We start from the raw sequence: 12,535 nt of genomic DNA, 5'->3' as shown, positions 1-12,535 counted from the left end.
TTGCGAAACGCCGTTGCAGTACTAAGCGCCTGGCCAGAAGTCCTGTCCGTAACCCTGGGGTAGCCAGGGTGAGGTCCAGGGCGCGGTGGTGGTGAGGTTCTGGTCGGGTGTTCGGTGGCGGAAGAAGGTGTGGGCCTGCCGGATCCGGTCGGCCATGGTGGCGGGGGCGGTGTTGGCGATGTGCTGCTTCAGCGCGGCCCAGATCCGTTCGACGGGGTTGTCCTGTGGGCTGTATCTGGCGCCTTCGATCAGCAGTAGGCGGGGGTGTTCGGCCAGCCACCGTCGGGTGATGCCGCTGTGGTGGGTGGTGCCGTTGTCGCAGATCACGGCGACGACGGGGGCGTCGGGGTAGGCGGTCAGGAGCATGTCGAGGAAGTAGCAGAACACCACGGACACGTTGCGGACCGAGACGTGGTGGTGGAAGGCGCCGGTGGCCAGGTTGACCGCGCCGTGGATGGTGCGGCGCAGGTTGGTGCCCGGGGTCGGGACACGGTGACGCACGCCGACCGGCGTCCAGCAGGCGCGGACCCGGGCGAGCAGGTCGAGGTGGGTTTCGTCCTCGGCGAGGACGACTGATCCTTCGGGCAGGGCGGCGATCTGGTCGCGGATGCCGGCGCAGACGGTGTCGTGGTCGGGGGCGCTCTTGGCGGTCAGGCGGGGCCTGCACCATCGGGCCTGTTCCCGGATGCGTCGGTAGACGGTGCGCAGGCTCAGTGGTGGGCGGCCCAACGCCCGCCAGACCCGGCCGGTGGTCCAAGCCTTCGGGGTGGTGAGCAGGGTACGGATGCGGTCGCCCAGGCGTGGGCTGCCCAGGCGGGGGCGTCCGGGACGGGGCCGGTCGGGTAGTCCGGCGAGGCCTTCGAGGTTGTGGCGGGTGATCCACCGGCGGACGGTGGCCGGGTCGTAGTGCAGCAGGGCGCCGATCTCGGCGGCGGACATTCCGCTGGCGGACAGCAGGACCATCATCGCGCGGGTGGCGACCCGCCACTGCCGGTGCAGGGCGTCCAGGATCTGGTGGTACTGCTCGTCGGTCGGGTTGGCGTACACGTGCGCGGGGCGCATACTGGCGGGGACCTCGTCGGGGCTGATCTTGTGTGGTAACTCGATCAAACCCCCGACGGGGTCTTCCTATGTGGAGCTGCGTCGACTCGGGCGAGTTACGGACATAACTTCCGGCAACCTGCTTAGCTAAGTGCCTCTCGTCGTTAATTCGTCGGGGGTTACGCGGCGGCAGGTAGGAACTCGTGCGCGGCGAGTCGTTTGAGTAGGGCGTCGAGGTCTCTCTTGGTGTATCGCCAGTTGAACGGACGGGCGCCGAGGTTGTAGTGCTCCTGGAAGGCGATGAGCCGGTCCTGGACATCGGCCAGGTCGTAGAAGTCGTTCGGCGTGACGACCTTGCGCTGCACGATCGAGAAATACAGCTCAACCTGGTTCAACCACGACGCGTGGATCGGTAGGTGGACCAGCGTCGCGGTGGGCCACGCCTCGGTCAGGCGATCGATAGAGGCCTGCCCGCGGTGGGAGGATCCGTTGTCCACGATCCAGAACACCCGATCCGCTGAGGCGTAGGGCTGGCTGGTCATGACCTGCTCGACCAGGCGGGCGAACGGGACCAGCCCGGTGGAGGGCTCACAGCGGCCGAACACCTTGCCGTGATGCACGTCCAACGCGGCCAAGTACGCCAAGGCGCCGCCGCGTTCGTACTCGTGCTCGACACGCATCAGCCTCGACCGGCCCGGCGGCAGGCTGGGATGGCAGCGGCACCGCGCCTGGATCGAGGTCTTCTCATCCGCGCTGATGACGAACTCGCCCCCGCCCAGCGGGCTCCCATCCCATATGCGGGCGTACAGGTCCAGCACCCTGCTGGCCTTGACGGCGAACTGTGGGTCCCGGGGGAAGATCCACGACCGGTGCCGCCAGGGCTTGATCGCATCGGCGGCCAGCCAGCGCGTCACCGTCGCCGCCGAGATGTCCTCCACGACACCGGCGGCCACCGCTTCGTCGGCCAGATCAGCGGCGCTCCACCGGGACAGTGGCACGCCACGCTCGGCCGGCAACTCACACGCGAGGGCTTTGACCTGCGCGGCCTGCACGTCGCTGAACCTGCGCGGCCGGCCAGGACGCGGCGCGTCGGCCAACCCGTCCAGCCGCCGCTGGTAGAACCGCACCCGCCATTTACGCACCGTATCCACGTGCACCCGCTGATCGGCGGCGATCACAGTGTTGCTGGCACCATCGGCTGCGGCCAGCACGATACGAGCCCGCACCACCAGCCGGTAGGAGGTCGTAGGCCGGCGGGCCAGCGCCTGCAGGACGACACGCTCGGCAGCGTCGAGCATGATCGGGTACGGGGATGACGGAGGCACCGCAACGTTGTGCCACCCGCACCGCCACGGCGCCAGCACCGACACGACGGCACAGGGGGTGGGGCAGGATGGCAGTCGTGGCCAAGCCCCCACCCGAGTCGACCAAGACCAGCCTGCGTCAACGCCTGAGCGCACACGCCCGCACCCGCTGGCCCGCCCTCACAGCCGTGCCCGTGCGGTATCACGGCATCTTCGCCTACGTCGACGGGCGGCTCGCCGACGGCACCACCCTGCCGCTGTGCCGGCTCCGCTACGGCGGCTCCGCCAGCAGGTGGGGCTTCGCGATCTACCTCGCCAGCCGCGACGCCTACCAAGACTTCGTCCTGCCCAACGGACTGCACGCCGGCAGCCCCGAAGAAGCCCTCGACTGCGCCTGCGGCCTCTACCTCAACGACCCCACCGCCTGGACACAACCCCCGACGAATTAACGACGAGAGGCACTAAGGGCCGGCGGCCGGTCGAGGGACGTTGTTCAAATGCATTGACAATTTCAGCGCGTTGGGCCGCCGAGGCGGGTGCCGCTGGGCCGCACTGCAGCGGGGGCGGGCTGCGGGCTCGGCTGGGATGCACGCATGACCCACATGGCGATCCCGCTGGCTGCGGTAACAACCAGCGCGAGCCCGGCCACCGGTAGGTCGACCAGGAACACCATCCGCCAGGTCATCGTCTGCGTCAGCACGCCGCTCACGACAGGCCCGAGCAGGAGAGCGGCGCCGAGCGTGAGGCCAAGAACCAGTTGGGCCTGAGAACGCCAGCGGTTCAGCTGTCTGGACACGGCGAGGAGGACGCCGATCACGGTTCCGGCCCCCAGCCCCAGGACTACCCGTCCAACCGCCATCGGCGCCGCACCTGGCGCGAGAGAGCACACCAGGCTTCCGACGACCAGGAGCAGAAGCGCCGAAACCCCGGTCGCGGTGGGCCACCGTCGGCCGAGCAGGTAGCCGGGTGCGGCCATTGCCGCCATTGCCGCCACGTACGATGCGATCAGGGTTACTGCCGTGGTCGCGGTGGAAAGTCCGAGCTCCCGCTGGATGGTGCTTCCCCATGGTCCGATGGGAGCGGTGATCAGCCCGGCGGCGAGTAGCGCTCCGAGGGTTGGGCCGGCAAGCGACCAGAGCGGGCGGACCACCAGCGGTTGGACCGGTGCGGGGTATTCCGGCGCGCTCACCCGACGAGTATATACACCTGGGTGAATTCCGACATGAGGGTCCCCTGGGATGTGGACACCGGGTTATGCCGCTATCTGTTGCGAGGTAGTGGGTTTGAGTGCCTGTTCGTAGTCGGCGGGGGGCGAGGTAGCCGAGTGCGAGGTGGCGGCGGAGGTGGTTGTGGAGGGCGATCCACCTGGACACGTCGCGGCGGGCGCTCGGTGCGCCATCGGCGGTGGTTGACGTCGAGGCCGCGGTTGAGGGCGGCGAAGTACGACTCGGCCAGGGCGTTGTCGTACGACCATGAGACTGCTGGTCGCCGGCAGGCGGCCTGACGGGCCGTCGGTCGCCGACGGCAATGCCAGGCCGATCAGCGGCCGGTAGTCAGGTCGCGTGCGGGTGCTACTGCGACCGTACGGTTAGGATGATCTTGCCGATGTGGCCGCTCGCCTCGAGGATCCGGTGTGCCTCCGCCACCTCGGTTATCGGCAGGGTCCGGTCGGTTTGTGGGCGGATCTGCCCGTTCTCGATCAGCGGCCAAACGCGTTTCCGTACCGCTTGGACGATTTCGGCCTTCTCCGCGATTGGTCGCGCCCGCAGCGTGGTGGCCGTTACGCTGGCTCGCTTGCGTTGTAGCTGGCCAAGGTCGAGTTCGGCTCGGTCGCCCCCCTGCAGGCCGATCACGACCAGGCGGCCGCCGAGGGCCAGGACCTCGACGTTGCGGCTAAGGTAGGCGCCGCCGACCATATCGAGCACTACGTCGACACCACGGTCGCCCGTTTGCTCCCGCACCCGCGCGACAAAATCCTCGGTGTGGTACGAGATCGCCACGTCGGCGCCCAGTTCCCGGCATCTGGCGAGCTTCCTTGGGGTACCGGCGGTGACCAGCACGCGGATGCCCTCGGCCGTGGCGCGTTGGATGGCGAAGGTACCGATGCCGGAGGCACCGCCGTGCACGAGCAGCGTGTCTCCGGAGCGCAGTCCTGCGACCTGGAACAGGTTGGACTCCACGGTGCAGGAGACCTCGGGTAGTCCGGCCGCGGTGTAGAGGTCGACGCCGGTGGGGATCGGTAGTAGTTGGCTGGCCGGGACAGCGACGTACTCGGCGTATCCGCCGCCCGCCAGCAGTGCGCACACCTGGTCGCCGATCGCCCAGTCAGACACCGCCTCGCCTAGCGCAACGATTCGCCCCGAGCACTCGAGCCCGGGGTATATCGGTGCGCCGGGTGGGGGGTCGTACCTTCCCTGCCGTTGCAGGATGTCGGCTCGGTTGACCGCCGTCGCGGCGATCTCGATCACCACCTCCCCGGGTGCGGGCGTCGGGTCGGGCACCTCCCTCCAGTGCAGCACCTCGGGTTCTCCGTAGCGAGTGATTTCGATGGCCTTCATCGTGTTCCGTCTCCACTTGGTTGGCAGGCGACTGATGTCCTCGGTCAGGGCAGGAGGATTGCCTTGACGACAGACCCTTGTTCGACGGCGTGGAGCGCGTCGACTCCCTGGTCGAGGGGGAAGGAGGTCGTGAGGCCGTCCCATCGGCCCGGATCCCGCTGGAGAGTTGCCGCCGCCCGTTCGTAGTCCTCTCGGCTTGCTCCGTAACTGCCCAGCAGGTGCAGCTCGTGGCGGGTCACCACGTTGATGTCCACCGTGGGGATCCGTGCGAACACCGCCGGCACCACGACGGCGCCTCCGATCGCGGTCTGGCGCACGGCTCGGTCGAGCGCCTCGCCGGATCCAGAGGCCTCCAGCCACATGTCGGGGGCGAGCGGTAGGTCCTCGCCTTGGGATGTCTGAAGGCCGAGCTTGGCGGCGGCGGCGAGGCGGACCGATTGATCACGAGCGATGCCGACGAGGGTCACCCGGTGACCGAAGCTGTCCAGGAGTAGCGCCGCCATGAGCCCGATCGGCCCCGGCCCGGTGACGACGATCTCGCTGGCCCGCCCGTGCGCGGCGTCCTGCAGCTTGCTGACGGCGTGCATGGCGATAGCGAGCGGCTCGGTGAGGACGAGGGCCTGCACGGGCAGATCGTCGGGGACGACGACGAGGCGTTGTGCGGCGACGGTGAAGCAGTCGGCCGCCGCGCCGTGGAACGAGAGTCCCAGGACTTGACGGCGTGGGCAGATGTGCCGGCGGCGGGTGGCGCATACGTCGCATTCGCCGCAGCCGTCGATCGAGATTGGTACGACCCGCTGGCCGATCCATCCGGGGTCCACGTCACTGCCGACTTCGATGACGACGCCGACCGCCTCGTGCCCGAGCACCACCGAGCGTGCGACCCACTCGTAACCGATGTCCTGCTTCCAGGCGTGGACGTCACTGCCGCAGAGTCCTACGGCTTCGGTGCGGACGAGGACCTCGCCCGCAGACGGCACCGGCCGGCGCCAGTCGATCACTGCCACGTCGCGCGGGCTGCGACTTCGCTTGACCAGTGCCCGCATGCCGTTGTCGGGCATGTCAGCGGACCAGTGAGTCGAGGTAGTCCAGTCCGATGCCGTTGCTGGCGTAGTGCCGGCGGGCGTTCTCGAGCTTGGTGAAGACGTCCTCTACGCCCTGCGGCACGCCGTTCGGATCCACGTAGATGTAGGCGCCCGAGACGTGGAAGAGGGTCCTCATCTCCTCGACGTCGTCGGGTACCTCGAGGGTGTGGATGTCGCCTGGCGGCTCGAAGCTGTAGCCGCCCTCCTCCGCCCACCAGTCGTGCTCCAGATAGTGCCAGCGTCCCTTGAGGGTGACGGCGTGCACCGGACCCGCGTGGCGGTGGCGGGACAGGATGCCCGTCTTCCGCACGCGCAGGACGTTCACGAAGTACCCGTGACTGACCGAGAACAGCAGCGGCCGGAACGAGACGTCGTCCGACTGCGGCACCCACAACCGTTCGTCGCAGTCGGCGCCGAGTACGCCGGCGATGACCAGGTCGTCCGCCTTCCCGAACGGCTGCTCACCCTGGTAGGCCAGCGGTTCGCCGGTCAGTGGATCCGTTCGTGTCGACACCGGCATCTGTGTTCACCCTTCTTGTAGCCGCCGACAGGGGCGGGCATCCCTTGGATGCGTCGGAACGAGTTCGGGTCGGCTGCCCGGATGCGACCGCGCGGGGCGCTGGGACGGGTGGCCCCGGACCGGGCCAGGTCGGCCCTCAGCCAACGGCCACCATGCTACATTAATCGAATAAGTCCTGCGACTTCGGTGCCGGGGCGGTTGGTTTACGGTGACGAGTCAGACTCGTTACGAGGGAGACGAGAAAGTGGCGAACTTCTACAAGATCGACGTACACGTCCACCTGGGAATCAGCTCGGTACTGTCCGTGGCGGGCTCGACCGACGAGATCATCCGAAAGATGCGGCTCAACGGCATCGACCAGTCGGTCATCTCGCCGATACCGGGATACGAGGATCCGAACGGGGTCGCCGACTCACGCGCGCAGAACGACGGTATCGCCGCGGCCCTGCGGGAGCACCCGGACCACCTGGTGCGCGGACTCGGGGTGGTGGAGCCCCGTCACGGCGCGGCCGCCCTGGACGAGGTCGACCGGGTCATGACCGACCTCGGCCTCTCGGGTCTGATGTTCCACAACGACTTCAACGGGCTCCCCCTCGACCATCCGTCCATGTTCGCCATCGTCGAGCGGCTCGCCCGATACCCGGACGCCGTCGCCCAGGTGCACACGGCGCAGCACTCGGTCCTGGAGGCACCGTTCCAGCTCGGCCGGCTGGCCGACGCCTTCCCGACCGTGACGTTCCTCAACGCGCACCCCTTCATGGACACCACGCACGAGGCGGCCAGCCTCGACCTGGGCGAGCGGCACCCCAACATCGTCTTCGACACGGCCGTCTCGCACACCCAGCTCTACCCGATCGAACACGCGGTCGAGCGCCTCGGCGCGGACCGGGTGCTCTGGGCCAGCAGTAACCCGTACTACGAGACGACACTCGACATCCCGCTCGTCGCCAACGCGGCGATCAGCGAAGACGACAAGCGGAAGCTCTTCGCCGAGAACGCCCGGCGGATCTTCAAGATCGAGGAGGCGTGATGGTCATGCAGGGTTCACCCGACTTCCGCGACAGCGGTCTTGAGTTTCCGCCGGGGTTCGTGTTCGGCTCGGCGACGGCCGCGTACCAGATCGAGGGCGCGGCACACGAGGACGGACGCGGCCCCTCGATCTGGGACACCTTCAGTCGCATCCCGGGCAAGGTGGTCAACGGCGACACCGGCGACGTGGCCTGCGACCACTACCACCGGCTCGACGAAGACCTCGACCTGATGAAGTCGTTGCACCTGCAGTCGTACCGCTTCTCCATCTCCTGGTCCCGGGTCATCCCGGAGGGCACCGGGCGGATGAACAGCGCCGGCCTCGACTTCTACGACCGGGTGATCGACGGGCTGCTCGAGCGCGGAATCACCCCAACGGTGACCCTCTACCACTGGGATCTGCCCCAGGCGCTCGAGGACAACGGCGGTTGGCCGGCCCGGGACACCGCCGAGGCGTTCGGCGAATACGCCCGCCGGATGGGCGAACGCTACGGCGACCGGGTCCAGACCTGGACGACTCTCAACGAGCCGTGGTGCACCGCCCACCTCGGGTACGGGTCGGGCGTGCACGCCCCAGGCCGGCAGGATCCGGCGGACGTGTTGGCCGCCGCGCACCATCTGAACCTCGCCCACGGGCTCGCTATCGAGGCGCTGCGCGGTGTCGTGCGCAACGATCCGGACTTCTCGGTCACGCTGAACCTGCACGCGCTGCGTCCGGCCGGCCCCACCGGTGCCGAGGCCGTACGGCGGATCGATGCCGTTGGCAACCGGATCTGGACCGGACCGATGCTCAGCGGCGCTTACCCCGAGGATCTCTTCGCCGACACGGCGAAGATCACCGACTGGTCGTTCGTCCGGGACGGTGACCTCGATACGATCCGGCAACCGCTCGACGTGCTCGGGATCAACTACTACTCGACCAAGCTGGTGCAGATGTGGGACTCCGCATCCGATGAACGGGCGGTCAGCGGCAACGCGATCCTGGCTGGGAATCCCTGGCCGGGCGCCGAGGACGTCGAGTTCCTTCCGCAGCCGGGCCCACACACCGCGATGGGGTGGAACATCGAACCCGCTGGCCTGATGGAACTGGTCGGCTCGATCGCGCGGGCCTACCCGGAGCTGCCGTTGATGATCACCGAGAACGGTGCCGCCTTCGAAGACACAGTCGTGGCAGGCCGGGTACACGACGTGGAGCGGGTCGACTACCTGCGACGGCATCTCACGGCCGTGCACCGCCTTATCGAGGCTGGCGTGGACCTGCGCGGCTACTTCGTGTGGTCACTGCTCGACAACTATGAGTGGGCGTACGGCTATGCCAAGCGTTTCGGGATCGTTCACGTCGACTACGACACGCTCGTCCGGACGAAGAAGGACAGTGCGTTGTGGTTCGCGGAACTCGCCCGGACCGGCCGCATCCCCGAATAGACGCCAGCCGGATCGCCAACGGCGGTCTTGACTCAAGCGGTGCTTCGACGGCGAATGCGATAGGGCAGTTCGACAACCTGCGCTTCGCCGTCGAAGCCGGCGATCCGCCTGCGCAGGGTCTGAACGGCGCGACGCCCCATCTCCTGTCGAGGCACCTCGACGGAGGTCAGACGCAGCGGTCCGGCGCTGGCAAAGCTCATGTCGTCGAAGCCGGTGATAGCGACATCCTGGGGCACGGACAGCCCGCGCTCGTAGCACACGTCCATGACGCCTAGCGCGATGACGTCATTGCCGCAGACCACCAGGTCGACTGGGCCCTGCGAATCGAACAGGGCACGCGCCCGCTCGGCGCCGCTATCGCGTGTCAGCGCGCCGGCCCGGCCGTCCGGCAACGGCTCCAGACCCGCCTCCCGCAGCGCGGCCAGGGCTCCGGCGGTCCGGCCCGCGCTCACCGACGACCGCTCGGGGCCGCCGAAGATGGCGACGCTGCGGCGGCTCCCCACCACCTGTGCGACGAGTTCCTTGGCAGCGGCGAAGTCGTCGATGCCGACCCAGTCGGCGGGTAAGTCCTCGATCCTGCGGTTGATCAGGCCGAATGGGATGCGGCGCGCCTGTAGCTCCTTGAGCATGGAGGCGTCCTCCGGCAGAACCGCGGTGAGCAGGAGCCCTTCGCAGTGGCTGTCGACCAGCGCGGTGATCACGCGGAGTTGATCACGACCGTCGAGCCCCACCTGCGAGACGAAGACCTGGAGCCCTTCGGCCGCCGCCGCCTCGATGACGCCTGACGCGAGTTCCGGATAGAACGGGTTCGCCACGTCCGGCACGAGCAGGCCGATCGTGTCCGTGTGTCCGAGCCGCAGGCCGACAGCCAGCCGGCTGGGGCGGAAACCCATCTCGTCCGCGACCTTTGCGATGCGCTCCCGCAACTCGTCACTGACACCCGGCTGGCCATTGAGGGCATACGAAACCGTCGCCGAGGTCACGCCAACGGCCCGCGCCACGTCGCGTTGCGTGACACGTCGACGGTTTCCGCCGCTCATCTGGGTTCCTTCCCGGTGCGACACCATGGGACACCTAAAAGTACAACGCCTCGCCTCCACTGAGGTTCAGCGCGGCCCCCGTCATGTAGGAGCTGTCATCGCTTGCCAGCCAGGACACCAGCCCCGCGACGTCCGCCGGCCGGCCCATGCGACGAACCGGGATCCGGTCGCCCGCGTACGCACGCATCCAGGCCTCCGCGTCTGGGTTCTCCTCACCCGTCGTCGCTGACAGGGTGTCGAGCATGAGCTGCGTGACCATGGTGCCGGGGCACACCGCGTTGACGGTAACCCCGTACGGCCCGAGTTCCTCCGCGGCGGCCTGGGTCAGGGAGATGACGGCACCCTTGCTCGCGCTGTAGACGCCGAAGGTCGCCAGGCCACGTTTGCCGAGATAGGAGGCGATGTTGATGATCCGGCCGCCGCCGGACTCGGCCATGATCGCCCCGCCGGCACGGATGCCGTTGAACACACCACGTGCGTTCACCGCCATCACGTGCTCGTAGGTCTCGTCGGTCGTCTCGATCAGCGGAAGCTGCGGCTGGCTCACCCCGGCGTTGTTGACCAGGACATCGAGTGAACCGAACCTCGCCACCACGTCGTCGAGCGCCGCACGGAGCCGCCGGCCGTCCGTGACATCGAGGACCACACCCGCATGCCGGCGGCCGGTGCGTTGCTCCAGCTCCGCGGCCAGCGCGCCCGGGTCCTGCAGATCCGCCACGACCACGGTTGCCCCGTCGTCGGCCAGGCGACGCGCCGTGGCCTCGCCGAGCCCTTGCCTGGCTCCAGTCACCACCGCAACCTTGGCGGTCAGTGCCTTCACTGGTCCTCCCTCATCCATCCTGGTTCACCGCACCGTCGAAAGTCGACGGTTTCTCGGGCAACTCGCGCACCCGACGGGAGGCGAGTCCGCCGGCATCGAGCGTGCCGACCAGGAGCGCGCCGGAGTACGGCCACCGGTCCAGTGCTGGACGGCTGAGCCCCACTCTGGCCGAGGTCACGTACACGGCACGCAGCCCCGCTCCCCCGAACGCCAGGCTGGTGGGCCGGGGCACCGGTAGGTCGACCTGGCCGACGAGATCACCGTCGGGGGCGAACCTGACCAGGCACGAGCCGTCCCAGATGGCCGACCAGACGTGTCCGGCGGCGTCGACCGCGAGCCCGTCGGGCATGCCCGGGCCCGACCACTCGGCGAAGACCCGCTCGTTGCGCAACCCACCATCGGCCGGGTACTCGGCGGCGAAGATACGTTTCGCCGTCGAGTCGGTGAAGTAGATGGTCGTTGCGTCCGGCGACCAGTCGATGCCGTTACTGAGGGTCAGTCCGTCGCGCAGCACCTCGACACCGCCGAAGCCCAGCCGGTAGAGCGCAGCACTGGGCGCGTCGCGCTCCTCGTTCATGCTTCCGAACACGAACCTGCCGTACGGGTCGACCGCACCGTCGTTGAGCCGGTGCGTCGTCGGCAGACGCAACCGGCAGATCTCGCGCACCGCACGGTCGCTCTGGAGCGCCACCACCCGGTGTTCCAGCGCCGCGATGAGGCCGCCGCCAGCCAGAGGCGCGACCGACCCGATCTTCTCCCCCAGATCGAGTTCCCCACCCGCGAGGTACCGTATCCGGCCCCGCAGACTGTCGACCCAGATCAGGCCGTCGCGGTCGCCGAGCCAGACCGGAGACTCGCCGAGCACGTCCTCAGGTGCGGTGACGGCCCTGATGCCGGCTCCGGCCGGCGGCTCGCCGCTCAGAAGAACACCGCCTCGCCGCCGGTGAGGTTGAGTGCCGCTCCGGTCACGAAAACGGCGTCGTCGCTGGCCAGCCAGGCCGCCATCGCTCCCACGTCCTGTCCGGTTCCCATCCGACCGACCGGGATGTTGGCCGCCGCGTGCTCGCGCCGGTACTTCTCCACATCCGGATTCGCCTCACCGACGAAGGTCGGGAGTTTCTCCACCCACATCGGGGTGTACATGGTGCCCGGGCAGATGCTGTTGACGGTCGTTCCGTGTTTACCCAACTCCAGGGCGAGGGCCTGGGTCAGTGAGATGACCGCAGCCTTGGACGCGGAGTACAGGGCGTGACCGCCGATCGCCTTCTTTCCGATGTAGGAGGCGACGTTGATGATCCGCCCCCGGTCCTGTTCCCGGAACACCCGGGCCGCGGCCCGGCAGCCGTTGAACACGCCCCGCACGTTGACGTCGAGCACGAAGTCGTACTCCTCGTCGGTCAGGTCGGCGACCTCGGCGCCCGAGTCCATCACGCCGGCGTTGTTAACCATGACGTCCAGGCGGCCGTACCGGGCGACCGTGTCGGCGACGAGGTCGTCGACCTCGCGGGGCGACCGCACGTCCACGGTCGCCGTCAGGTGACCGATCTGGGTCGGCGCGAGCTGCGCCAGTAACGGCTCGGCCGGTGTGCGGTCCGCGATGACGACCGAGGCGCCCTCGGCGGCGAAGCGCCGGGCGATTCCCTCGCCGAGTCCACGGGCGCCACCGGTCACGATCGCCACCCGGCCATCCAACATTCCCACTGCTGCCACTTT

At 68.5% G+C, this 12,535-nt stretch carries 13 protein-coding genes; 3 read left to right on the top strand and 10 right to left on the bottom strand.

Annotated features, from left to right (window positions below):
• Positions 1 to 21 precede the first annotated feature (21 nt).
• Both QCD66_RS11655 and QCD66_RS11650 read right to left on the bottom strand, forming a co-directional pair.
• Complete coding sequence (locus QCD66_RS11655) at positions 22 to 1,062, bottom strand: IS630 family transposase (protein WP_375737361.1); 1,041 nt, start codon at positions 1,060 to 1,062, stop codon at positions 22 to 24.
• Positions 1,063 to 1,220: 158 nt separating this feature from the next.
• Positions 1,221 to 2,339, bottom strand: coding sequence for an IS630 family transposase (locus tag QCD66_RS11650; protein ID WP_375737351.1), 1,119 nt, complete (start codon positions 2,337 to 2,339; stop codon positions 1,221 to 1,223).
• A gap of 104 nt (positions 2,340 to 2,443) precedes the next feature.
• On the opposite strand from QCD66_RS11650, the gene QCD66_RS11645 reads away from it, so the two are divergent.
• Positions 2,444 to 2,794 (top strand): hypothetical protein, encoded by a 351-nt coding sequence (locus tag QCD66_RS11645; RefSeq protein WP_407566987.1) that lies wholly within the window; start codon positions 2,444 to 2,446, stop codon positions 2,792 to 2,794.
• Between the two features lie 62 nt (positions 2,795 to 2,856).
• Here QCD66_RS11645 and QCD66_RS11640 read toward each other — a convergent pair whose 3' ends face one another.
• The 4 genes from QCD66_RS11640 to QCD66_RS11625 all read right to left on the bottom strand — a co-directional run bounded on the left by QCD66_RS11640 (position 2,857) and on the right by QCD66_RS11625 (position 6,502).
• Positions 2,857 to 3,534: an MFS transporter gene (locus tag QCD66_RS11640; RefSeq protein ID WP_375736528.1), complete on the bottom strand. Its 678-nt coding sequence runs from the start codon at positions 3,532 to 3,534 to the stop codon at positions 2,857 to 2,859.
• 382 nt (positions 3,535 to 3,916) lie between these two features.
• On the bottom strand, positions 3,917 to 4,903 hold the full coding sequence (locus QCD66_RS11635) for an NAD(P)H-quinone oxidoreductase (protein ID WP_375736529.1): 987 nt from the start codon (positions 4,901 to 4,903) through the stop codon (positions 3,917 to 3,919).
• Between the two features lie 44 nt (positions 4,904 to 4,947).
• Entirely contained in the window at positions 4,948 to 5,964 is a 1,017-nt protein-coding gene (locus tag QCD66_RS11630) for a zinc-binding dehydrogenase (RefSeq protein ID WP_375736530.1), read from the bottom strand.
• Between the two features lies 1 nt (position 5,965).
• On the bottom strand, positions 5,966 to 6,502 hold the full coding sequence (locus tag QCD66_RS11625; RefSeq protein ID WP_364223144.1) for a 2,4'-dihydroxyacetophenone dioxygenase family protein: 537 nt from the start codon (positions 6,500 to 6,502) through the stop codon (positions 5,966 to 5,968).
• A 214-nt stretch (positions 6,503 to 6,716) separates the two neighbouring features.
• Here QCD66_RS11625 and QCD66_RS11620 point away from each other — a divergent pair, with 214 nt between their 5' ends.
• Together QCD66_RS11620 and QCD66_RS11615 are read left to right on the top strand one after the other, a co-directional pair.
• Positions 6,717 to 7,538: an amidohydrolase family protein gene (locus QCD66_RS11620; RefSeq protein WP_375736531.1), complete on the top strand. Its 822-nt coding sequence runs from the start codon at positions 6,717 to 6,719 to the stop codon at positions 7,536 to 7,538.
• Positions 7,538 to 8,962, top strand: a complete 1,425-nt coding sequence (locus QCD66_RS11615) for a GH1 family beta-glucosidase (protein WP_375736532.1) — start codon at positions 7,538 to 7,540, stop codon at positions 8,960 to 8,962. The genes QCD66_RS11620 and QCD66_RS11615 overlap by 1 nt, the downstream gene beginning before the upstream one ends.
• Positions 8,963 to 8,994: 32 nt before the next feature.
• Here the strand turns inward: QCD66_RS11615 and QCD66_RS11610 are convergent, their stop codons facing one another.
• From QCD66_RS11610 to QCD66_RS11595, 4 genes are read right to left on the bottom strand one after another with little or no spacing between them, the layout of a single operon-like run.
• On the bottom strand, positions 8,995 to 10,002 hold the full coding sequence (locus QCD66_RS11610; RefSeq protein WP_364223153.1) for a LacI family DNA-binding transcriptional regulator: 1,008 nt from the start codon (positions 10,000 to 10,002) through the stop codon (positions 8,995 to 8,997).
• 34 nt (positions 10,003 to 10,036) lie between these two features.
• A complete protein-coding gene (locus tag QCD66_RS11605; protein WP_375736533.1) occupies positions 10,037 to 10,822 on the bottom strand; it encodes an SDR family NAD(P)-dependent oxidoreductase in 786 nt (261 codons plus the stop codon).
• 10 nt (positions 10,823 to 10,832) lie between these two features.
• The gene (locus QCD66_RS11600; protein ID WP_375736534.1) at positions 10,833 to 11,687 is read right to left on the bottom strand and encodes an SMP-30/gluconolactonase/LRE family protein; all 855 of its coding nucleotides are present in this window, start codon (positions 11,685 to 11,687) and stop codon (positions 10,833 to 10,835) included.
• 53 nt (positions 11,688 to 11,740) lie between these two features.
• On the bottom strand, positions 11,741 to 12,517 hold the full coding sequence (locus tag QCD66_RS11595) for an SDR family NAD(P)-dependent oxidoreductase (RefSeq protein WP_375736541.1): 777 nt from the start codon (positions 12,515 to 12,517) through the stop codon (positions 11,741 to 11,743).
• Between the last annotated feature and the right edge of the window lie 18 nt (positions 12,518 to 12,535).

Origin of the sequence: Polymorphospora sp. A560, from assembly GCF_045781765.1 — a bacterium.
GTDB lineage: Bacteria > Actinomycetota > Actinomycetes > Mycobacteriales > Micromonosporaceae > Polymorphospora > Polymorphospora lycopeni.
This window is presented reverse-complemented; position numbering and strand designations above follow the sequence as displayed.